Raw genomic sequence first — 22,693 nt, forward strand, 5'->3', positions numbered from 1 at the left:
TGCTCGCTTTCCAACGAACCCCCAGCCAGACAGGTACACCCCGTGGCCCGCATCAAACTCGCTTTCCCGGACGACGTCTTCTGCTTCGAGACCAACATGCCGGTTCGCATCACCGACATTAATGGCGCCAACCACCTGGGCAATGACGCGCTGATCTCCATGCTGTCCGAGGCGCGAGCCCAGTTCCTGGTGAGCTACGGTGTCCAGGAAGCCGACCAGAATGGCATGGGTATCATCGTCACCGACCTGGCCACCATGTACCAGTCAGAATCCTTCTTTCCGGAGATGCTGCGGTTCGAGGTGGGCCTGATGGACTTCAACAAATACGGCGGGGATTTCGTGTTTCGGGTCACCAAGGCCGAAAGCGGCCAGCCGGTGGCGCTGGCCAAGTACGGATTTGTCTTCTTCAACTACCAGCGTAAAGCGGTAGAGCCGATGCCCGAGAGCTTTCGCTCACGCTTCAGCTGATGCAGTACGTAGCTTGTTCATGCCGGCCCGGTAGAACGAATAGGCCATGACGCCGGCGAACAGATTGCCCACCAGGGCGCCACTCATCAGGCCGTAAATGCCGTTGATTTGGCTACCAAGCCAAAGCAGCGGCAGGAAGCACAGGAACAGGCGAAGGGTGGAGACCAGCAGGGCGCGCATTGCGAGCCCGAGCGCATTGCACACCGACACCATCAACATACACACCCCAAGCCCGCTGTAACTCAGCGGCACCCGCACCAGATAGCCGGCCAGAACTTCCTGCACGTCGGCGTCGCTGGTGAACACATCCGACACAAGCCCGGATGCGGCCAGCCAGATCAGCCCGATGGCCAGCTGCCACACCACCACAAACCGCACCCCGATTCTGACCAGCTTGCGGATCTGTTCTATATCGCCGGCGCCCAACAGGCGGCCAATCATCGGTGGCATCGACATGGTCAGCGCCAGCACCACCACAATCGAGAAAAACTCCAGGCGCGTGCCCAGGCCCCAGGCGGCAACCGCGGCCGAACCAAAGCCGGCTACCAGCGCCGTGGCCAACATGGCGGAGGCCGCAGGCATTAGCTGACTGACCATGGCCGGCGCCATGATGTTGTTGAGTTGTTTCAGGGCCTGACCAAGGGCGAGCTGGCTCAGATCAAACCGGGCCCAGTGTCGCTTCAGCAGCTTCGGATAAATCACCAGGCAACCGATGCCAAACGAGGTCACCGTTGCCCAGGCGGCGCCGGGCAGACCCCAGCCGAACACGAAGATGTACAGCGGATCCAACGCAATGTTGAGCAGGCTGGTGACGACCATCATGTAGCCGGGTAGTTTGGTGTCGCCGTGGGAGCGGCACACACTGTAGCCGAAATAGAGCACCGCACCGGTCCAGGCGGCAATTAGCCAGGGCAGCCAGTAGCTGCGGATCATCGGCAGTAACGATTCTTCGGCGCCGAGCCAGGTCATGATCTGGCTTTGTAGCAGCCACAGCCCTATACAAAGCACGAATACCAGACTGCCGCCGACGGTAATCACCAGGCCGCCCAGCCGATAGGCACGGAGCTCGTCACCGGCACCCAGGGTGCGGGAAATGATCGCCGTGGTGGCAATGCCCAGGCCCACCTGTAGGCCAATGATCAGTTGTTGCATGGGCAGGGTGAAGCCCAGTGCCGCCAGAGGATCGCGGCCCAGTTGGCCGATGAAGGCACTGTCGGCCAGTTGGAACGTCATCAGCGAGAGTACGCCAAACAGCATGGGCCAGGTCATGATGAAGAGCTGGCGGGGTAGGCTGGCGGACTCGGGTGGTTTATTCACAGGTTGAGGTCAGGGTCTTGGTTGGAATGGGTGGGGGAGTCTAACAGGTCTGGGTATTGGTGCCTGCTTTGGTGCCTGCTGATAACCGGCGGGGATTTCCGAAACACGCTGTGAATACGTCCGTGTACGCTCGGCTCCGCCATCCCTGGCTCCGCACGGTTTCGAACATCCCCGCCGGCCATCAGGCCGAACGGGTTCTATGGAATCAAAGCGCCTTTAGAGCGGCCTCGTAGTCCGGCTCGTCTTTGATTTCGTCGACCAGCTGGCTGTGGATAACCTTATCTTCCTCGTCGAGCACTACGACTGCTCGGGCACAGAGACCGGCCAATGGGCCGTCCTGGATGGCGACGCCATAGTCCTGCTGGAAGCTGTAGTTCCGGAAAGTGGATAGGGTGATTACGTCTTTCAGGCCTTCGGCGCCGCAGAAGCGGGCTGCCGCGAACGGCAGGTCTGCCGAGACCACCAGGACAACGGTGTTGTCGAGGCTGCTGGCTTTCTCATTGAACTTGCGGGTAGACGCCGCGCAAACACCGGTATCGATGCTGGGAATGATGTTCAGGATTTTGCGCTTACCCGCCCAGTTATCCAGCTTCACCTCTTCCAGACCGCTGTTGGTGAGGGTGAACGGTTGCGCGTTGTCACCGACTTTCGGGAAGCTGCCGCTCAGTTCGATGGGGTTGCCGTCGAGATTTACTTTGCTCATAGGGGTTCCTTGTTAACGGGTGTATGAGAATCAACTGATCCAACTTACTCTTTCTAGTTCAGTTTGGACTATCTTGCACCCGATAAGAAACCGTTTACTGGGCTGAGGCGCTCTGGGGTTCAAAACCAGGCGCCGGATGCCGTTGCACCAGCAGCAGGTAACTGGCGAGGGCGGCACAGGCGCAAGTGGCGATGATCACCGCCATGACCACCGAGGTGCCGTCGTGTAGATGACCCACCAGTATGCCCGCTACCGCGGCCACGGCCATCTGTCCGAATCCGAACAGGGCCGATGCTGAGCCCGCCATGCGCGGGAAATTTGCCATTGCCCCGGCCATGGTCTGGGGTAACACCATACCGGTGCCGACCATGAACAGGGTTTGCGGCAGGATCACCGCCCAAACGTTGTAAACGCCACTGAGTGCCAGGGCGGCCATCAGGCTTCCGCCGGCGACCGCAATCACCAGTCCCCGCACCAGAATCTGGTCGGGCACCAGTTTGCTGCCCAGGCGGATGGCGGTCAGGTTGCCGGTGACATAGCCCACCACCATGCAGGCGAAGAACAGGCCAAAGTGCTCAGGCGCCACACCCAGGAAGTCGATCAGAACGAAAGACGAACCGGACAGGAACGCGAACAGGCCGGAGAAGATCAGTGCGTTGGTCAGGGTGTAGCCAAGGAAGCTGATATCGGTGCCAATGCTGCGATAGTTGCGCAGCAGGCTGCACAGCCGCAACGGCTGGCGGTATTCCGGGCGCATGGGTTCGGGAATGCCGAAAGCCACCACTACTGCCATAACCAGGGCGTAGGCGCCCAGTACCAGGAAAATGGACGACCAACCAGGCTGGCGACCAGTACACCGCCGATGGTTGGGGCGATGGCCGGCGCGAGGGCCATGATGCTGGCCAGAATGGCGAGGATCTTGGCCGCTTCGCGCGGTGTGTAGATATCCCGAATGGCGGCCCGGCCCAGTACCGGGCCAGCGGAGCCACCCAGGGCCTGCAGTACGCGGCACAGAGTCAGGGTTTCTATGTTGGTGGCCAGGGCACAGCCAATACTGGCGATGGCGAACAGGATGAAGCCGCCAATCATGATCGGCTTGCGACCAAAGCGGTCGGCGAGCGGCCCACAGATCAGCTGGGCGATGGCAAAGCCTGCCATGTAAAGGCTCAGGGTCAGCTGAACCTGATCAGTTCCGGAGCCAAAATCGCGCCCGATCTGCGGCAGCGCCGGCAGATACATATCGGTCGCGAGCGGGCCGAGGGCTACGGCGGCCGCTAGCAGAATGGTTGTCCAGACACTGGTTAACGTAAGCATTTATCTTCCTGAATTGGGAGTGGCCGACTGGCGTACAGGCTGTCCAAAACCCGCTCAAGCACGTCCATGTGGCGCTTGAGCTCCGCCATCCATGGCTCCGCACAGTTTTGGACAGCCTGTACGCCAGCCGGCGATCAAACTATGGAAGGGGAGTCTATGGGCTAGTAACCAGGAAGATAACGGCCGCAGGCTTCATACAATATATGAACAATATCGATTGATTATGAGTTGAGGCCGTTCATGGTGGCGGCGACGCTGTTGACCTGGTTGCGTAACCAGCGGTGGGCCGGGTCGTTCTGGTTCCGGCGGTGCCACAGCATCAGCAGCGTAAAGGGTTTGAAATCAAAGGGCAGCGGAGTCCAGGCGAAGTCGCGGAGCAGGTGCTTGCTCATCAGTTCCGGCGCCGTGGCCAGCATGTCTGTGCCGCGCAGGAACTCGGGCAGGCCGGAGAAGTTGGATACGGTCACCAGGGTGCGGCGGGTCAGGCCGCGGGCGGAGAGCGAGGTTTCCAGGCCAGGCTTTTCGCCGGTGGCAAACAGCAGGGCAATGTGGTCGGCCTTCAGATATTCCGGCAGGTCCTTGGGCGCGTCGCGCTGTTCCGGATCGTAGAACACCACCATGCGGTCGGCCATCAGCCTCGCTGCATGATGTCGGTCGCCTCCGGGGCATGGGGCGAGATAATCAGGTCGCATACGTCTTTTCGCAGCATGTCGGCATTGGGAATACCGGAGGGAATCACTTGCAGCCGGATGCCCGGGGCCTCTCGGCGCAGGGCCGCGACCAATGGTGGCAGTAACAGATCGCGCTGGTAGTCGTTGGCGGCAATGGTAAAGGTGAATTCGGCGGTGGCCGGTGAAAACGGTGGACCGGAGGACAGCGAATGCAGGTCGTCCAGAATCTGGCGAATGTGTGGGCCAGCCTGCAAGGCGTAGCGGTAGGGGCAATGCCGCGCCCGGATTTGACGAACAGGGAGTCGCCTAGCGCCTGCCGCAGGCGGTCCAGGGTGTGACTGACCGCAGATTGCTGACGCCGAGCTTCACGGCAGCACGGGATACGCTGCCTTCGTCGAGGACCGTTACGAAGGTGCTGAGGGCGCGAATGTCGAGATTGAATGTATCAACGGGGTTCATGAATGGGAGTTTACCCCAGTCACTCACCGGTCGAAACGCCTAGCGCGATGTCTGGCCCTGGATAAAGGTTGCCATGGCCGCCACCATTTGGTCGTACCAGGGGTTATAGGTCAGTCGGCTGGTGGGGACTGAACGGGCATCGTCGTGCCAGGCACTGAACCAGAGTTGGCTCTCCGGTACCTGTCTGCAGTCGTCCAGCGAGAGTCCGTTGGGCTCCAGGCAACGCTGGAGCACTGCGCCGGCCCCGTAGAGCTCGTTGTTCGGCGCCACTGCCAAGGCCTGGTGCGAGAACTCCAGGATGTTGGCTTCAGGCAGGTAGCTGTTCAGGAACGACAACCGTTCATCCTGCCAATTTTTGGCCCAGGATTGTCGGGTGTCCCGGAATATGAGCATGCGGCTGGCCGGGTGGACGAAGTCCCTCCGGAACCGCTCGGTGAGGTAGTTCAGGTTGATCACTGAGTCCGCTTCGGTCGCCACAAGGAACAACGGCAAATTTGCCGATGCCGGCTGTTCGATTGCCTGCTGGGTTTTTCGGAGCACGTCGCCAATCTGGACCGCAGCGTTGAGGGTTACCGACTCGTATTTGACCGGGTTCAGTTCCGGTTCCTCTTCAACAAAATCTGCGAAGACGTCGGCAATGCCCGCCAGCCATAGATAGTTTCGCAAGCCATTCAGTTGCCAGGCCGGCGCGATTGCGACCAGGCCCCGGGGAGCAGGCTTTTGTCCGGACAGTGCGTACTCGGTGGCCAGTGCACCGCCGAGTGAAAAGCCGCCGATGAAGGAGTGGTCGACGTCCCGGGCCAGAGTCTCGAAGTGGGTACTGACTTGCTCGCGCCAAATAGTCGCTTCGGCGTCGATCATGTCACCGGGGCGGGTGCCGTGTCCTTGCAGCAGGATGGTTCTGACTTCAACGCATTGGGCCGCGAGGGATTGGGCAAGGTCTCTGAACACAAACGGGGAGTCGCTCAGACCATGGATCAGCAACAGGCCGGTGGTCGGTTGGCCCGCACAGTGGTTGGCGGCCGGCGAGCGAAAAGGCAGATTCCACGCGATTTGCTGCTCCCGTGGAAATCCCTCTACCGGGATCAGGTTGCGCTCCAGGTAACCCTGAACGTGTGCCTGGTATTCATCGAAGTCTCCGTAAGGTTCGGCGTCCAGAGCTTCTGGGCCAGGTTGGTAAAGTGCCGAGCTGGGTGTGCAAGCGGATACGGTGAGCACAAGCAGAAAGGCCGCAATGCATGCGGTTGCGCTGAGTCGGTGCTGGCGGAAGAGAAGGGTTGGGCGCTGGCGCATGGTGTTGGTATATCTGATAGGGTTGAGTGATCGTTCAAGTCGTTATGGTGAAAGATACGGCGGATTGGGCACAACTGGATGAGGAGAAGATCGAAATGACTATGCGACTGGCATTTGATGTCTACGGCACCCTGGTCGATCCAATGGGCATGTCTGATCTGCTGCAGCAGGATGCCGGCGGCAATGCCGGAGCGGTCGCTGCCTTGTGGCGGGAGAAGCAGTTGGAGTTCTCTTTTCGCAAGGGCCTGATGCGGGTGTATGAGGACTTCGGTGTCTGTACCCGGCAGGCGCTGAGGTTTGCTATGGCGACTCACAAGCTGCCGTTGTCCTCTGAGCGTGAGGACGAGTTGATGACGGCCTATCTGTCGCTGCCGGCGTTCGACGATTCCCTGCCGGCCCTGAAAGCTCTAAAAGGCCAGTACGCTGTTTGCCTTTTCCAACGGCAGTTACCCGGCGCTGGAGAAGGTGTTGGGCCACAACGATCTGCTGGAGCAGTTCGAGGGGTTGGTGTCGGTAGATGACTTGAAGAGTTTCAAGCCGGACCCGGCGGTGTATGCCTATGCCCGACGTAAGACCGGGGCCTGGGATGAGCCGCTGTGCCTGGTGTCCAGCAATGCCTGGGATGTGATTGGGGCGCGGGCGGCTGGGTTGCTGGCGGTTTGGGTTAAGCGGGATTCGGAGAAGGTATTTGAGGATTGGGGGATTGACCTTCGGCGGTGATTGGTTCTTTGAGTGAGCTGCCGGAAACCCTGGCTAATCTCTGACTTCGGAGGTGAGTGCGCCGAGCGGATGTTTTCAAAACCCGCTCAAGCACATCCCTGTGGCGCTTGAGCTCCGCCATCCATGGCTCCGCACAGTTTTGAAAACATCCACTCGGCGCCCTCGCGAAGCCTGTTATTGCCGTCCTTTCAGGCGCTTAGTCCGATCGTTCCGCCAACCATTCAGCCAGCTCAAGCCAGCTGGCTTTCGGCGCCTTGCTGCCCGCCAGAATACCCATGTGGCCACCGGGTACGACGCGGAAGGTGACGTCGACTGAGCGGATGTGCTGCTGGATCTTGGCCACCGCGTCGGGCATCGCCAGGGTGTCGGTTTCCCCGGCGATTGCGAAGATGCTGGAGGTGACGTTTTCCAGTCGGGCCACATCTTGGCCAATCTGTATTTTTCCCCGTGATGGCTGGTTGGTGATTAACAGGCGCACCACCGCGTCCTGCACGATTCCCCCCGGATAGGCCACCATGCGGTCCAGGAAGGCCGAGGTGGTGGCGTGGTCGGCGACGAATTCCCGGTCGCCGAGTTTTGCCAGTAATTCCCAGTAGCCCTTGAAACTGCCAATGGGGTTGGTCAGTTTGAAGCCAATGGTGTTCGCCCAGCCAGGGCTGTGAAACCAGTCTGGCTTGAGGTCGTGAAGTTTGAAGCCGGTACGGCGCTGGACAAAATCTGACGCGCCGGACACTCCCTGGTACAGCAGTCCCATCAGCCCGGAGGCGTGGCTGTCGATGGGCGAGCCCACGACGACGGCGTTGCGGACGTGCTGGTCTTTACTGAGTGCCGAATAAAACAGGGTGAACATGCCGCCCAGGCTCCAGCCGTGCAGGGTCAGTTCCTGTTCGCCGCTGTGTTGGCGTACCCGGTTCAACGATGCCGGCAGCAGTTCCGCCACGTAGGTGTGCAGGTTGTAGTGGCTGTGGGCCCGGGTTGGCATGCCCCAGTCGATCAGGTACACCTCAAAGCCCTTGGCCCGCAGGAATCGCACCAGGCTGCGCTGGGGGAACAGGTCGTAGATCAGCATGTTCACCGCCAGGGGCGGGATGATGACGATGGGCGTGCGGTGGCTTTGCCGCTGCACCGGGATCACGGTGTCGTCCAGCTCGATGAAGTCTTCTGCCAGCGGAGGGTAGTAACGCAGGCTGACCAGACCGTCGCTGTGCAGGGTCTCAAACGGAGTTTGTCCGGCTTGCACCAGGCTGGCGGCCCGGAATACCCGATCGAAGGCGTTGCCGGCATAGAGGGCGGTTTGCCGGGGCAGTCCCGCAGCTTTCGCAGTGGCGGCTTTGAGCAGGTTTGGCATGGGTGTTTCCATCACAAGTAGTAACGATATTAGGGTGAGCCGTAGTCTGCGCTCACCATAAGGCACCAGGCCAGCCGCGGCTATGGCAGATCCGTCCAACCGCGTGGGCAAGGTGGTCACTTTCGGCCACTGCCCAAGTGAGTCGCTGGTTGCTATCATTGCCAGCCATTCAGACAACAATTACCACAGGAATCGCATGCTCAGTTTCCTACCGGCTCCCGTTATAGGCGTTATCAATTCCATCCTGCTCGGCATCAACACCTTGTTTTGGTGCATCCTGCTCTACATTCCGGCGGTATTGAAGCTGGTGGTTCCCCACAAGGCTTCCGGGTTTTGTGCACCAAGTTGATCATTGCCATTGCTGAGGCCTGGGTCGCTTGTAATGGCGCCTGGATGAAGCTGACCCACGCCACTCGTTGGGACGTCAAAGGCGCCGAAGAGCTGGAGCGGGAAAGTTGGTACCTGGTGCTCAGCAATCATCAGAGCTGGGTGGATATTCTGGCGATGCAGCGGGTGTTCAATCGCCGGGCGCCGTTCCTGAAGTTTTTTCTGAAGCAGCAGTTGATCTGGGTACCGGTGATCGGCCTGGCATGGTGGGGGCTGGATTTCCCGTTTATGAAGCGTTACACCCCGCAATATTTGATCAAGCATCCGGAGAAGCGGGGTGAAGACCTGAAGGCGACCCGCATTGCCTGTGAGAAGTTCCAGCATACTCCGGTCAGCGTGATGAACTTCGTCGAGGGCACTCGCTTTACCCAGGCCAAGCACGACAAGCAGAAATCTCCTTACCAGCACCTGCTGGTGCCGAAAGCCGGTGGTGTCGCGTTCGTACTGGATGCCATGGGGGATTCGATCGAGACCCTGGTGGATGTAACCATCGCTTATCCGGATGGCGCGCCCACGTTCTGGGATTTCATCTGTGGACGGGTGAAGGACATTCGGATGGAGATCCACACGGTCGCCATTCCGGATCACCTCAAGGGCCGGGATTATTCAGCAGAAGCGGAGCACCGCAGGAACGTGAAAGACTGGCTGGCGGAACAATGGCGCGCCAAGGACGAACGACTTGAGCGCATGCTGGGTTGATGCGGCCGGGATGACGACTCAGGTCTGGTCGTCATCCTCTTCCACTTCGTCAGGGTGTTCGCGCTTGTAGCGCTCCCATTCTTCCCAGTCATGAGGCGTACCCGCATGGGGCCGGCGCAGGTGCTTGGCGTGCTCCATTGCGTTGTGCCGCAAGCTGTGGTCCCGCTCCTCTTCTTCCGTGTCGAAACCGTATTTTTTCAGAAACTCATCGGGCTTGATGGGCATAACGCACCTCGCTATAGCTCACTAAAACTGCCGCTCTATATAATTACGATGCGCCTGCCCCAGCGGTTTATCAACCGTTGTTGGTGTCGCTGCCGCTTTGGATTTCCTCGGCCTCCACCAGTGTGAAATTGATCTGACGACGCTCCTCGTCAACATTGGCGAAGGTGACCTTCACCGACTGTTCCAGTTGGAAGATGCGGCCGTTCTTGTTGTGGATCAGGCGCAAGGTGACCGGGTCAAAGCCGTATTTGCCGTCCAGATCCTTGCAGCTGACGAAGCCTTCCAGGCCGTTGGCGTCGAGCCGGACGAAGAACCCGGCCGGCACGGTACGGCTGATGGTTCCGGTCATGGGCGCATCGCCCAGGGTCCGGGCAAAGTCGCTCTTGAGCCAGGCTTCCAGGCTGTTGGCTGCCTGACGCGCGTTGATCTGGGCCTGCTGCAGGGCATCCAGCTGCTCGGAGGTCAGGGCTTTGAGCGGGTGGTCCCACAATGCAGACTTGATCAGCCGGTGCACGTAGAAGTCAGAGAACTTGCGCAGCGGTGAGGTGAAGGTGGTATAGGCGTTCAGCCCCATGCCCTGGTGTGGCGCGGGCTGGAAGCCCAGTTCGGCGCGGGCCAACTGACGGGAAATTATTGCCTTGACCGGAACCTCGGCGGCCAGCTGTTCGGTCTGGGTCATTAGTTGCCGGAATCCGGCGGGGCTGGTGGCGTCTACTTCGGCCAGCTCCGGGGCGTGGCTTTGCAGCAGCGCGCGGATGTTGTCGATGCGATCGTCCCGGAGTCCGGGATGCTGGATGAACAGGCCGGAGGGCTGTTGGCTCAGGAAATCCGCCGCGCACCGGTTCGCCGCCACCATGCACTCTTCAACCAAGCGATGGGCTTCATTCTGTGCCGATGGTTCAATCAGGCGAATGCGCCGGTTCTCGTCCAGGCGCAACCGGAATTCCGGCCGATCGCCGCTGAGCAGGGCGTGTTCGGTGCGCCATTTGCGCAGGGCAGTGGCGGCCTGGTGTAGTTGGTCCAGGCTGTTGGCAACGGCATCGGGCAACGCCTTGATGTCGTCGTCCTCGCGGCCTTCGATCAGGTTGGCCACCAATTCATAGCTGAGCTTGCGCTGGGAGCGGATCACCGCCTGGTGGAAGCTGTAGTCACCCAGCTACCGTCATTGTTGACCTGCAGGTCACACACCAGTGCCAGACGATTCACCTCCGGCATCAGTGAGCACAACCGGTGCTCAGGCCATCGGGCAGCATTGGCAGCGGCTCGCCCGGGAAGTAGATGGCGGTGGCGCGATTGAACGCTTCCTGCTCGGCGGCACTGCCGGGCTCGATCACCGACGTCGGATCGGCGATGGCAATCGACAGGGTCCAACCGGTGGGGTTGGGTTCGGCCAGGAGGGCATCGTCCATGTCCTGGGTGCCCGGGCTGTCGATGGTGACGTAAGGTTGTCCGGTCCGGTCTTCCCGGTCGCTTTCGCGAGCCTGGATATCCTGTTCTCCCAGGCCGTCGACCTGGGCCTGGACCGGTTCCGGCCAGGCGTCTGCCAGATCGAAGGTGGCCAGGGTCAGCGCCCGTTCAATGCCAGGATCACCGGTCTTGCCAATCACTCGCAGGATTTTGGCCTGGCCCTTGCCATCTTTGATCGGGTGTTTGTGGATCTCGCAATAGATATAGTCGTCCGGTTTCGCATTCATGCGCTCTTTCGGCGGAATGAAAATCCAGCGATTGATGCCAGGGGTTTCCGGCACCACAAAGTGACCTTTGCCTTTAATCAGGTAGCGGCCAACGAAGGTGCTCAGGCGGGTTTCCAGCAGTTCATCCACTGCGCCTTGAGTCTTGCCTTTCTCGACTTCCTGCTCGGTGACGTTGACGCGGTCGCCGGGCAGCACCTTCTGCATTTCTTCCGGGGGTAGAAAAACGTCCCGACCTTCATCCAGGGCGACGAACCCGAAGCGTCCATTGGTGGCTTTAACCGTGCCGGGGAAGACGATCTTGTTGTCGTGGATATCGGATTTCAGCTGGCGCAACTGGCTGATAGCGTCGGCATTGAGCATGAATGGACCTGGCTGTTAAAAAGAATGTTGGGCGGAGTATAACGGTTATGGTCCATGCGTCAGATAGCGGACTTCCCAAACTAGATCTCGGCCCAAAATCGCTGGAGATTGGCCAGGGACTTGGTGAGTAGATCGAACTCGGCGGTTTTGCCTTCGCGTTCAAACAATTGGCGCCGGGCGGTGTCGAGATCGAACAGCACTTCCCGCTGGGCCGGGTCGCGGATGGTGCTCTGAATCCACCCAATGGCGACACGGCGCTGGCCCTGGCTGACCGGTTCAACCCGGTGCAGGGTGGAGGAGGGATAGACTACCGCCGAGCCCGCCGGCAGTTTGTATCTTTGTTCGCCGGCGGTGGTTTCAGTCACCAGTTCGCCGCCCTCGTAGCTGTCCGGGTCATCCAGAAACAGGGTGAAGGAGATATCCGTGCGCAGCCGGCCTGGCCCCCGGCCCATCACCGGGTCATCCACGTGGTTACCGTAGGTCATGCCGTCGCGGTAACGGCTGAACATTGGGGGCGTCATCTTGGCGGGCCTGACTGCCATCTGGAACACCGGGTGTTCGGTCAGGGCCTTTTCCACTTCTGCTCGCAGGGCACGGGCGGCGTCGTCGGCCATCTGCATCTGTTCGTTGTTCTTGACCAGGCGAGCATGCCAGCCGGCGGTCTTGCGACCGTCATCGAAGCTGCCATTGTCGAGCGCGGCGCGAACGCGTTTCAGCTGCTCGTCGCTCAAAATCTGGCCGATACACAGAATCATGGTGGGCTCCAATTCGTAATACGAATAATTTGCAAATAAGACAGTTATTGATTCATCATGCACCACCATTGACCGACCTTCAATATTGCCGTCGTTGGCCAAGCGAAACGGCGGAGTTCAGACAGGAGCAAGTGAATGAAAAACCAGACTGTAAAACTGTGGACCGGCATCGGTATGGCCACACTTATCGCGGGCTGCGGCACCCTGGGCGGTGAAGGTGGCGAAGGCGGAGAGCACTACGACGATCAGCTGCACGCCTCTTCCCACGGCGGCGAAGGTGGTGAAGGCGGCGAACACCACGGCGGCGAAGGCGGTGAAGGTGGCGAACACCACGGCGGCGAAGGCGGTGAAGGTGGCGAACACCACGGCGGTGAAGGTGGTGAAGGCGGCGAACACCACGGCGGCGAAGGTGGTGAAGGCGGTGAACACCATGGCGCCGAAGCCGGTGCAGCTTTCAGTTATTTCGCGGCCGGCGGTGAAGGTGGCGAAGGCGGAGAAGGCGGAGAAGCCGGCAGCTCTGTTTCTTCGGTCACCTCTGACGGCGCCTATGTCGCCATGCTGCAGATGATGCAGGGGCACCTGCTGGCGGCCCGCGAACTGATCAAATCCGGTGAGGTGGCCGAAGGCCGTCCGCACCTGACGCACCCCTGGGTTGAGGTTTACCCGATGGCCGAGCCGGGCCTGGAGCATCGTGGCCAGAATGGCCTGGGTGGACACCTGAAGGCACTGGCGGAAAAATCCGGTGGGATCGAGGACTGGAGTGATATCAATCAGCAGTTCCAGGCGGCCTGGGTTGCCATCGAAAAAGCCGCGAATAACGTCGGTGAAAAAGGTGTGAGCAGCGCAACCGTTTCCAAGGTCGTCCTGTCGCTGACCAAGCAGGCGGTGTTGGAGTATGACGAGGCGCTGGAAGAGGGCCAGTTCGTGGCTGTGCACGAGTACCAGGACGGTCGCGGCTTTGTCCGTGCCGCCCGCGAGTACCTGGACGGTCAGCAGGCGCTGCTGAAGCGGGACAACAAAGAGGCCTGGCGCGTAGCCAGCAAGGCTCTGGATGATCTGCAGAAAGCCTGGCCGACGGCCGTGCCGCCTGAGCAGCCGGTGGTTCCGGTAGCTAATCTGTACGCGGCCCAGGCCCGGTTGGAATTGGCGCTGGCACCATATCTGTACTGATCAGGCGTGAAGCCGGGGTCTCGATGACCCCGGTTTGCCCGTCCTATCCCGCTTTTCAGTTCTCCGTCAGGACGCTTTCGTCATCCCGCCGTTCGATACACACCCGATTACGACCACCTGCCTTGGCACGGTAGAGCGCTCGATCGGCGTACCGAAGTATTCTATCGCCGGTGTCGCCCGGGTTGCATAGGTAGCCGCCAACGCTGAGCGTAAACGGAGAACCGGTCTTTTTGCCTTCCTGCTCCACCGATTGTCGGATTCGTTCGGCGATCTGTTTCAGAGTTGGGTGGTCACAGGGCGAGAGTACCACCACAAATTCGTCGCCACCCCAGCGTCCGGGGTGATCGTAGGGCCTTACACTGGCCTTGAGCCACAGTGCGACCCGACACAATATGTCATCGCCGGCCTGGTGCCCGAGTTCGTCATTGATGGCCTTGAAGTGATCAATATCGAGCCAGAGAATGCCAAAGCCACTGCCCTGACGTCGGGCGCGCTGTATTTCATCCTCCAGAATTTCGTCCAGGCCACGTCGGTTTTTGAGCCCGGTGAGCGGATCAATACGCGCCAGTCGAGATAGTTCATCGGTTCGGGCGGCGACTTTTTCTTCCAGTTCCCGGGTGGAGTGTTGGAGCGAATAGGCCATTTTCTCGAAATGGTCTGCCAGTCGGCCGATTTCGTTGTTGGGCTTGTCTAGTTTGGGCAGCTCAAAACTTCCCGCGCGCACCTTCTCGACAGCATGTTCAAGGGTCACGATCGGTTTCAGGATGCGCGTCCGAATAACCAGATGGAACAGGCCCAGAGTGACCAATAATGTGGTCAGAAACACGGCGATCAGTGGCCATAGGTGGCTTTTGGGCAGCAGGGTGTTTAGATCCAGCAAGGTGATTTCGAACCAACCGATCGCTGGTAAGAAGGCGATGCCGGCCAGGTGCCGGCGACCGTCCACAGTCACAAAGTCACTCTCTACGTGTCCGGTCTGGTTCGGGTTGTCTTTCAATCGTTGCAACATGCCCAGCACCCGTTCCTTGTCTTCCGGGTCTTCAAACAGCAGATCGACGGTGTTTTTCTGACCCTCAGGTTTGATGATGCTGGCAAAATCGATGTAGTTGCGGTCCCGGTAAAGTTGAATCGCACCGTTGTAATCCACGAACAGGGTAGTAATGCCGTCCTGGTCAATATCAACAATGTCCTGCAGGAAAGTATCCAGATTCAGTCCGGTGCCCACCATGCCGACAATGCGATCAGTTTCATCGCGCATCAGCACATCAATCCACAGTTTGGTGACGCCCAGCTCGGTATCAGGGTTCACATTCAGGTGGAAATCCCTGCCTTCTTCGATGAGGTGAAAAAACCAGGCGTCGTCGGGTTTTTTGGGGTCTAGAACGTACTGGAATTGGTTACCGGCAAAGTCATTGGCGGCATTGTTGTAGTAGTAGTGGCCATTCTCGCGCAGGGCGACAAAGTAGCTGTTGTCGCGGAAATTACTCCGGAAGCTCTCCATCTGACGAATGGCGTTAGCTTTAAAAATTGGGCGGTCGGGCGCTTTGGCCCAGCTTATCAGGGTGGAGGAACGGGCCATCTGCCGGGCCAGGCCAATCTCCCGTTCCAGCGACTGCAGCAGACGTGCGCTGTCATAGCGAACCTGAATCTCCGCAACCTGCTCGCCCCAGCGCTCGATGAGATGCTCCGACAGCTCGCGATAGGCGAGCCAGGAGGCAGCCGACGCGATGATGATCAGTCCGGCAAGCAGGCCTAGGATTCGGGTTTTCAAACTCAAGCGGACGTCCTGTCAGTAATCGGGTTAGGCGAGGCTAAATAATAGAACACCCAGTAACCAGAGTGTAGAAAAAACACCCTGGGAAGCCTCGCATGGGCTGGCGACCTTGGTGTCGTGACAGGGGCGCGACAGGGGCGCAACAGCGCCCGTGTCCAGCTCTATGCACACCCAGGCCTATTGGTTGTGCTCTGAAAAAATCCGAGTTTGGCCCTCGTTATTGAACAGAAGCACCTGGTAAGGGTCTTTGCGGTCCCCCATTTCCATGCCTGGTGAACCGATAGGCATGCCCGGTACGCTGAGGCCTCGAGCTTTTGGCGCGTCGGCAATCAGGCGTTGAATATCGCTGGCAGGCACGTGGCCTTCGATGACGTAGTCACCGACAAAGGCGGTGTGGCAGCTTGCCAGGGCTGGCGTCAGTCCAGCGTCGCGTTTGATCGGATTGAGGTTGTGGGTCTCGGTAACGTCCACTTCAAAGCCGTTAGCTTCAAGATGTTTGACCCAGTCTTCGCAGCAGCCGCAAGTAGGCGATTTGTAGACATGAATGTTCTGGGCCGCTCCGGCAGCCAGCAGCGGCGTACTGAATCCCAATGCCGCGGTCAGGGCCAGTCCAAGTGCTTGTGATTTCATGAGAATGTCCTTCTGCAATAGAGCGTTAGTGTTGGCTATGGTCTTGATCAGAGCTTTCGCCGGTTGAGGACGATAGCCAGAACCACCAGACAATTGCGGCCATGAGGGCGATGCCACCAGCGTTGACCATAAAGGTTTCCATCAGTTCCGCGCCTCCTGTGCAGTTTGATTTGATTTTGTCATTGCCTGCGCTGGCTTCTGGCTTGTTCTAAAAAATCGTAATCGGTTGGCGTTGGACACCACGGTGACCGACGACAGCGACATGGCCGCCCCCGCCAGAATCGGACTCATCAGGATGCCCCACACCGGGTACAGCAGGCCGGCGGCGACCGGAATGCCCAGACTGTTGTAGACAAAGGCACCGAACAGATTCTGGTGAATGTTTTTTACGGTCGCGCGGGATATTTCGATGGCATCCGGCACCCCATGCAGGGAGCCCCGCATCAGGGTAATCCCCGCACTTTCAATGGCCACGTCAGTGCCGGTTCCAATGGCAAAGCCGACATCGGCAGCGGCCAGGGCGGGGGCGTCGTTAATCCCGTCACCGACCATGGCCACGGTGTAGCCCTTACCCCGCATGGCACTGACCACCTCGGCTTTGTCCTCCGGGAGCACTTCCGCCCGGTAGTCGTCAATGCCGGCTTTGGCTGAAATAGCCTGGCGGTCGCGTCTATGTCACCGGTTACCATCATCACCTTGATCCCGGCCGCGTGCAGGCGTTCGATGGCGGCCCGGGAGTCGGCTTTGATGGCGTCGGCGACACCGATAACCCCTAAGACGTCGCCATCAAGAGCCAGGAACAGGGGGGTGCCAGCCTCCTCGGTAATGGCCCGGGCGGCTTCATCCAGATCCGGAAGTTCGAGCCCCTCATTCTCCAGCCAGCGCCGGTTGCCCAGGCGCAGCGCCTGACCCTGGAAGCTGCCCCGGACGCCCTTACCATTCAGGGCTTCGAAGTCAGTGACCTTCTCGATGGCCACGTTCTGCTCGCTGGCTTGGGTGACAATGGCTTCTGCCAGCGGATGTTCGGAATGTTGTTCGAGCCCGGCGGCCAGACCTAGCAGTCGGTCTTCATCGCCATCCACCGCATGCACCCGGGTAACGGTTGGGCGGCCTTCGGTAATAGTGCCGGTCTTGTCGAGAATTACCAGGTCGAGCTTGCCTGCCGTCTGCAGGGCATCACCCTGGCGAATCAGTGCCCCGTATTCGGCGGCCTTACCGACACCAACCATTACCGACATGGGCGTGGCAAGCCCCAGGGCACAGGGACAGGCGATGATCAACACGGTGGTGGCCGCCACCATCATATGCACCACGGCCGGTTCTGGTCCGAGGTTGAACCACACCAGCGCCGCTACCACAGAAATCAGCATGACCGTGGGCACAAACACCGAGGAAATCCGGTCCGCCAGCCGACCGATCGCCGGCTTGGAGCCCTGGGCCTTCTTCACCAGTTTGATGATTTGAGCCAGGGCGGTGTCACTGCCTACACGCGTGGCCTCGTAGATGATGCTGCCGTGGGTGTTCAGAGTGCCCGCGGAGACGCGATCGCCCTCGCCTTTGCTGACCGGCATGGGTTCACCGGTGAGCATGCTTTCATCGATTCGGGTGTTGCCCTCGGAGATGACCCCGTCCACTGGCAATTTCTCACCCGGACGAACCCGGATGCGGTCGCCCTTGACGACCTCCTCTACCGGGATATCCCGCTCCTCACCGTCACGCAGTACGCGGGCGGTTTTTGCCCGCAGATCCAGCAACCGCCGGACCGCTTCCGAGGTCTTGCCTTTGGCCCGCAATTCCAGGGCCTGGCCGAGGTTGATCAGGCCAATGATCATGGCCGAGGCCTCGAAATACACATGCCGCGCCATCTCCGGCAACGCATCCGGGATACTGGACACCACAATGGAATAGAGCCAGGCGGTGCCGGTACCCAGGGCAATCAGCGTATCCATGTTGGCGTTATGGTGCCGGAACGCCTTCCAGGCACCGGTGTAGAAATGCCCGCCGGTGGTGGCCATCACCAGCAGAGTAAGTCCGCCAAGCCCAAGCCAGAGGATTTGATTGGCCTCGGTCACCATCATGGTGCCGAACCCCATGCCCCATACCATCAGGCCAACGCCCAGGGTCAGACTCACCGCCATCTTGATCAAAAGGTTACGGTAGAGGGCGCGGTCCTCTTCCTGCCGGCGCTCGTCGGCCTCATCTTCATTCTCAATGACCCGAGCGCCATAGCCGGCGCTCTCGACAGCCCGGACCAGTGCCTGTGGGTCGGCATGGCCGGTCGCGGTGGCGGTATTATCGGCCAGATTCATGTGCGCCCCGGTTATCCCGGGTACCGAAGTCAGCGCCTTTTCGATGGTGCTCACACAGGAAGCGCAGGTGGCCCCGCTCACCGACAGGGCAACCTGATCGCCGTTATCCGCCGAAGGGCTGGCGCCGGCGCTGGCATCCTCGGCCTGGGCCTTGGCAGTGTCGGCCGGCGGCGCTGATGCCTCGTGGCTCTCGCAGCAACTGGCTGGTTCGGCCTGTGAGATCGGTTGGGCCGGGTACCCGGCTTCAGAAACCCGGCGCGCCGCGTCGTCACGGTCAACATGGTCTGGCAGCGCGACCGTATGCTGTTCCAGATCCACCTCAACCAGGCTCTGATCGCCAGTGACCGGCTCCAACGCGGTACGAATTCGGTTGGCGCAGCCCTGACAGGTAGCGCCGGAAATGGACAGGGCGGTGTGCAGTGTCTTCGGCTCAGGCACGGTTGTTCACTCCTCGTTTCCATTCACGGTTGATGGACTTGCCGCGGGCGTGTCGTCCCAATGCTCAATCAGCCGGCAAATGGTGTGGCCATCCGGCGTACCGTCGGGCATGTCCTGCCAGGCACTCAGCGCAGAGGTCATGCGTTGGCGCAGTGCCTGCAGTTCGCTGATTTCCCGTTCAACTTCAGCCAGGCGCTGCTCAAAAACCTCGCGCACCATGGGGCAGGGCGAATGATGATCCTCGGCCTGATCCAGAATGGCCCGGATTTCCGGCAACGAAAATCCAAGCTGCCGGGCCTTGCGTGCAAAACGCAGGCGCCTGAGGTCATCGGCGTCGAACTGCTGGTAGTTGTTGTCCGGATTCCGGCTCGGATTTAACAGCCCTTCACGGGTGTAGAACCGCACGGTATCCGGATTGACGTCAGCAGCGTTTGCTATGTCTTTGACTTTCATAGCTCAAACCCATTCAGAAGGTTGAACGAGTGCTTGGGTGCCTGTCCTTCCGAAACTGTGCGTAGCCATGGATGGCGGAGCTCAAGCGCCACAGGGGTTTCGCCAAGTGTTTACGAAGCAACGCTTCGTGCGACGGCGAAACGACCGCAATCTGTGATTGCGGGCTGGACCCGCTGGCGGGTGCTTGAGCGGGTTTCCTATCGCACCCCCAATCGGGCACGTCATGCACAAAAGTACAGCTTATAGGAAACAATAAAACCTGTGAGCAACTCACAGGTCAACGGTTTTTTCGGAGGAGGCTTACTGGCCTTTGGCGCGCAGGAAGGTGCCGCAGGTTTTACACTGGTCTGGCGCCATTAACTTGGCTTGCCAACCGATCTTGTTGCCACAAGCAGGGCAGGCCAGTCGAAGTTGCAGCACAATGATGGGGGCAACGATTGCGGCAAGTAGCAGGCCGAGCGGGCCCCAGCTAGTGCCGCTGGACAGACCTAGCTGACTGCTGAACACCAGGATGATGATCAGGGCCAGAAAGGCGAGAATGAAATAATTACGGTTCCAGCGCTCCCAGCGACGGATATCACGATCCTGTTCTGGAGTCAGGTATTTCGACGTCATAACAACTTACCCGGGGAATTTGTCTTTAATGATGGGGTTGGTGTGACGGGATTACAATTCCGAATTTACGGCAATACCCTTCAGCAGCGAACCCTCTGCCATGGCTTGTTCAAGTTTTACGGCGGGAATGGGCCGGCTGATCAAATAACCCTGGGCCACATTACAGTGATTGTCCTTCAGGAAGGCCAGCTGCTCCTCGGTTTCGACGCCCTCGGCCACCACATCCATCCCCAGGTTATGGGCCAGATTGATCACCGCGCGGGTGATCACGGCGTCGTCGTGACGCTTGGTGACTGCATTGATGAAAGAGCGGTCAATTTTGAGAACGTCGACCGGGAAGTCGCGCAAATATCCGAGTGAAGAATAGCCAACACCAAAATCATCAATGGCCAGATGCACGCCCAGTTGCTGCAATCGGGACAGCTGGTCCCGGTTACGCTCGATGTTCTGGATGAACACCTCTTCGGTCAGCTCCACTTCCAGACGGTCGGCAGGCACATTTTCGGACTCCAGCGCCTCGCGAATGTGGTCCACCAGTTCCTCGTCATCCAGTTCTCGTCCGGACAGGTTCACCGCAATCCGCAGGTGTTCGTAAGGCGTGTCCTGCCACTGGGCGAGCTGACGGCAGGCGGCCAAAACCACCCAGCGACCAATATCGGTGATGCGGCCGCTCTCCTCCGCCAGGGGAATAAAGTCGACCGGTGACAACAGGCCCCGCCGGGGGTGCTGCCAGCGAATCAGGCTTCTACACTATTGATTTCACTGTGATCCAGGTCTAGCTGAGGCTGGTAGAACAGGACAAATTCATCATTGCGAAGGGCCTGGCTCAGGTCCTTATCCAGCTCCAGGCGCATAACTTCCCGGTCCTGCATGCCTTCGGTATAGAACTGGTAGGTGTTGCGGCCCTGATCCTTGGCTCGGTAAAGGGCGATGTCCGCGTTACGCAACAGGGTGTCGGCATCGAGACCACTTTGCGGGTACACGGCAATGCCCATGGTCGCGGTCACGTTGAGGCTTGTCCCTGCACTTCGTAGGGCGCTTCAAAGCACTGTTTGACCTCACCCAGCAGGTGGATGACGTCGTCAACGCTGTCCACCTGTTGCTGGCACAGCATAAACTCGTCCCCGCCGGCATAGGCCACCAGAATACGTTCGTCGCCCAGTCCATTGAGCCGCTCAGAGATCTTGATCAGCAGTTCGTCACCAAACTGGTGGCCGAGTGAGTCGTTGAGCATCTGGAAGCGGTCGAGATCCAGCAATACAAGGGCCACCTGGCGCATCTGCCGATCGGCGATGCTCAGGGTGTGGGCCAGATCTTCCATGAAAAACCGGCGATTGGCGAGCCCGGTGAGAGTATCGGTGGATTCCAGTCGGGCCACGTCCTGCTGGATAATCTTGCGTTGATCAATCTCCCGGTCCAGCTCAATGCGGGTTTTCAGTAGGGCACGATTGCGCTTCAGGATCAGCTGCACCAGCAAGGTGGTCAGGCTGGTCAGCAGTCCGAGCAGGGACAGCGAGCCGAAGGTCATGGCGGGCCAGTCACTGCGTTGGTTCTGAACCCACGCTTCGGTGGGGTGCAGGGTGAACGACCAGTTCAGGGTTGGCAGATTGACCGGTTCGGTGTGGGCGAAAATCTCGCTGATGCCGTCCGAGGGTGTCAGTTGATAGGTTCTAGTGTCGCCGGTGATCAGGTCGATCTGGAAGGAATCGAGGATACGGCTGCTGAGCATCTGCTGCGCCAGCACCTCCATGCGGAAGACACCAGCAATAAAGCCATTGTTGTCGGTGCCGGTGCCGACCGGGGCATAGATCACAAAGCCCTGCCCACCCTGTTTCAAGCTGATGACGCCGGAAATGTCGGGGTTGCCGGTTGCGCGGGCCGATTCCAGGGCTTGTCGGCGCTGCTCGGAAAAGGCGACGTTGAACCCAATGACGTCCGGGTTGCCCGAAACGGGTTCAAGCCAACGAATGATGAAGTTTCGGTCAATCCATTCCACCGCCTGATAGACGCCGAAATCCTTGAGGTAACGCCTGGCATCGGCACTCCAGACGGACTCGGGGGTTTCTGGCATGACTTCCAGGCGCTCGGCCATGCGCTGGATGGTTTTTACGTGGATGGAGAATTCGCGTTCAAGGCCGGCGGCCATGGCTTCGGCCTGGTGTTCCAGGTTGGCAGCGATTTGGCGGTTGTCCTGCTGCTCCAGGCCGTGGCGGAGAAGCGTAGCCAGCGCAAGAAACACCAGGAATATCAGAACCGGGAAGACGGGACTCAACAGAACTCGCACGAGGGTTCTGGTGGCTGATGCCGGTTTGCTCACACGTTGCTCCATCACTGAACCGATCCGAACCCGGACGTTGACTGGCTGGGGGGCAACGATTATGGCAGAGCGGGGCAGTGAGTCACAGCCCCGGAATGAAAGTGTGAACGGGTTCTCAGTTCTTTGCTGGCGAATTCAGGCCATTACGGGTGGTAGGCCCAGGCGGGGGATTTCCTGCTTGGGGCAGCGATCCATCACCGTGATCAGGCCGGCGGCCTCGGCGCGAGCCACGCCGGCTTCGTTGATCACGCCAATTTGCAGCCAGAGTACGGGAATCTTGAGCGTAATGGCCTGATCAATGATGGCGTCGGTGCGCTCCGGTGCCAGGAACACATCCACCATATCAACCGGCTCAGGCAACGACGGCAAATCGGCCACCACGGTTTCGCCCAGCAACTGGCGCCCGGCAATCCGGGGGTTAACCGGAAGTACCCGGTAACCCTGTTGCTGCAGAAACACCATGACCTCGTGCGACGGGCGGTTGGTCTTCTCGCTGGCGCCCACCAGGGCAATGGTTCGAACGTTCTCCAGAATGGCCCGAAGCTGTGTCGGCGAGTTGTGTGGCATGGCTGGT

General features: G+C 59.6%; 16 protein-coding genes and 6 pseudogenes. 5 read left to right on the forward strand and 17 right to left on the reverse strand.

All coding sequences use genetic code 11. The features are described from left to right. Window positions 1-42 precede the first annotated feature (42 nt). Window positions 43-468 carry a thioesterase family protein gene (locus AU14_RS17485; protein ID WP_041343030.1) on the forward strand — a complete coding sequence of 142 codons (426 nt, stop codon included), beginning with the start codon at window positions 43-45 and terminating at the stop codon, window positions 466-468. Here AU14_RS17485 and AU14_RS17490 read toward each other — a convergent pair. The 5 genes and pseudogenes from AU14_RS17490 to AU14_RS17510 form a co-directional block, all read right to left on the reverse strand. Then, window positions 454-1,737, reverse strand: a complete 1,284-nt coding sequence (locus tag AU14_RS17490; protein ID WP_052472159.1) for an MATE family efflux transporter — start codon at window positions 1,735-1,737, stop codon at window positions 454-456. The two genes, AU14_RS17485 and AU14_RS17490, sit on opposite strands and share 15 nt — an antisense overlap. A gap of 253 nt (window positions 1,738-1,990) precedes the next feature. Next, entirely contained in the window at window positions 1,991-2,488 is a 498-nt protein-coding gene (tpx, locus tag AU14_RS17495) for a thiol peroxidase (protein WP_041343035.1), read from the reverse strand. Between the two features lie 94 nt (window positions 2,489-2,582). Next, window positions 2,583-3,802 (reverse strand): annotated as a pseudogene (locus AU14_RS17500) (Bcr/CflA family multidrug efflux MFS transporter). Between the two features lie 221 nt (window positions 3,803-4,023). Then, a pseudogene (locus AU14_RS17505) lies at window positions 4,024-4,932 on the reverse strand (LysR family transcriptional regulator). A 39-nt stretch (window positions 4,933-4,971) separates the two neighbouring features. Further along, the gene (locus AU14_RS17510; protein WP_236744184.1) at window positions 4,972-6,150 is read right to left on the reverse strand and encodes an alpha/beta hydrolase; all 1,179 of its coding nucleotides are present in this window, start codon (window positions 6,148-6,150) and stop codon (window positions 4,972-4,974) included. A 170-nt stretch (window positions 6,151-6,320) separates the two neighbouring features. Between AU14_RS17510 and AU14_RS22325 the strand changes: the two genes are divergently transcribed. Together AU14_RS22325 and AU14_RS22330 are read left to right on the forward strand one after the other, a co-directional pair. Continuing rightward, window positions 6,321-6,746 (forward strand): HAD family hydrolase, encoded by a 426-nt coding sequence (locus AU14_RS22325; RefSeq protein WP_236744185.1) that lies wholly within the window; start codon window positions 6,321-6,323, stop codon window positions 6,744-6,746. Beyond that, on the forward strand, window positions 6,694-6,945 hold the full coding sequence (locus tag AU14_RS22330) for an HAD family hydrolase (RefSeq protein ID WP_236744186.1): 252 nt from the start codon (window positions 6,694-6,696) through the stop codon (window positions 6,943-6,945). Before AU14_RS22325 ends, AU14_RS22330 begins: the two co-directional genes overlap by 53 nt. Window positions 6,946-7,141: 196 nt before the next feature. Here the strand turns inward: AU14_RS22330 and AU14_RS17520 are convergent, their stop codons facing one another. Then, on the reverse strand, window positions 7,142-8,293 hold the full coding sequence (locus tag AU14_RS17520) for an alpha/beta fold hydrolase (protein ID WP_041343037.1): 1,152 nt from the start codon (window positions 8,291-8,293) through the stop codon (window positions 7,142-7,144). Between the two features lie 196 nt (window positions 8,294-8,489). Here AU14_RS17520 and AU14_RS17525 point away from each other — a divergent pair. Then, window positions 8,490-9,379: pseudogene (locus tag AU14_RS17525) on the forward strand (acyltransferase). An 18-nt stretch (window positions 9,380-9,397) separates the two neighbouring features. Here the strand turns inward: AU14_RS17525 and AU14_RS17530 are convergent. From AU14_RS17530 to AU14_RS17540, 3 genes and pseudogenes are all read right to left on the reverse strand, one after another. Further along, on the reverse strand, window positions 9,398-9,604 hold the full coding sequence (locus AU14_RS17530) for a hypothetical protein (protein ID WP_041343040.1): 207 nt from the start codon (window positions 9,602-9,604) through the stop codon (window positions 9,398-9,400). 70 nt (window positions 9,605-9,674) lie between these two features. Further along, window positions 9,675-11,658, reverse strand: a pseudogene (locus AU14_RS17535) (ribonuclease R family protein). Window positions 11,659-11,738: 80 nt separating this feature from the next. Further along, window positions 11,739-12,413 (reverse strand): Fe2+-dependent dioxygenase, encoded by a 675-nt coding sequence (locus AU14_RS17540; protein WP_041344094.1) that lies wholly within the window; start codon window positions 12,411-12,413, stop codon window positions 11,739-11,741. Window positions 12,414-12,548: 135 nt separating this feature from the next. Between AU14_RS17540 and AU14_RS17545 the strand changes: the two genes are divergently transcribed. Then, window positions 12,549-13,583: a hypothetical protein gene (locus tag AU14_RS17545; RefSeq protein WP_052472116.1), complete on the forward strand. Its 1,035-nt coding sequence runs from the start codon at window positions 12,549-12,551 to the stop codon at window positions 13,581-13,583. A 55-nt stretch (window positions 13,584-13,638) separates the two neighbouring features. On the opposite strand, the gene AU14_RS17550 is transcribed toward AU14_RS17545, so the two are convergent. The 8 genes and pseudogenes from AU14_RS17550 to AU14_RS17585 all read right to left on the reverse strand — a co-directional run bounded on the left by AU14_RS17550 (window position 13,639) and on the right by AU14_RS17585 (window position 22,686). Continuing rightward, window positions 13,639-15,360, reverse strand: coding sequence for a diguanylate cyclase domain-containing protein (locus AU14_RS17550; protein WP_041343043.1), 1,722 nt, complete (start codon window positions 15,358-15,360; stop codon window positions 13,639-13,641). Between the two features lie 174 nt (window positions 15,361-15,534). After that, complete coding sequence (locus AU14_RS17555) at window positions 15,535-15,987, reverse strand: DUF411 domain-containing protein (protein ID WP_041343046.1); 453 nt, start codon at window positions 15,985-15,987, stop codon at window positions 15,535-15,537. Window positions 15,988-16,128: 141 nt separating this feature from the next. Next, window positions 16,129-18,734: pseudogene (locus AU14_RS17560) on the reverse strand (heavy metal translocating P-type ATPase). A gap of 6 nt (window positions 18,735-18,740) precedes the next feature. Beyond that, the gene (locus AU14_RS17565) at window positions 18,741-19,187 is read right to left on the reverse strand and encodes a MerR family transcriptional regulator (RefSeq protein WP_041343049.1); all 447 of its coding nucleotides are present in this window, start codon (window positions 19,185-19,187) and stop codon (window positions 18,741-18,743) included. A 300-nt stretch (window positions 19,188-19,487) separates the two neighbouring features. After that, entirely contained in the window at window positions 19,488-19,802 is a 315-nt protein-coding gene (locus tag AU14_RS17570; protein WP_041343053.1) for a hypothetical protein, read from the reverse strand. A gap of 51 nt (window positions 19,803-19,853) precedes the next feature. Further along, a complete protein-coding gene (locus AU14_RS23550; protein WP_330217923.1) occupies window positions 19,854-20,510 on the reverse strand; it encodes an EAL domain-containing protein in 657 nt (218 codons plus the stop codon). Window positions 20,511-20,539: 29 nt separating this feature from the next. Then, window positions 20,540-22,131, reverse strand: a pseudogene (locus AU14_RS23560) (diguanylate cyclase domain-containing protein). 123 nt (window positions 22,132-22,254) lie between these two features. Beyond that, window positions 22,255-22,686, reverse strand: coding sequence for a CoA-binding protein (locus AU14_RS17585; protein WP_041343059.1), 432 nt, complete (start codon window positions 22,684-22,686; stop codon window positions 22,255-22,257). Window positions 22,687-22,693: the final 7 nt, after the last annotated feature.

It is taken from the genome of Marinobacter similis, from assembly GCF_000830985.1.
Lineage (GTDB): Bacteria > Pseudomonadota > Gammaproteobacteria > Pseudomonadales > Oleiphilaceae > Marinobacter > Marinobacter similis.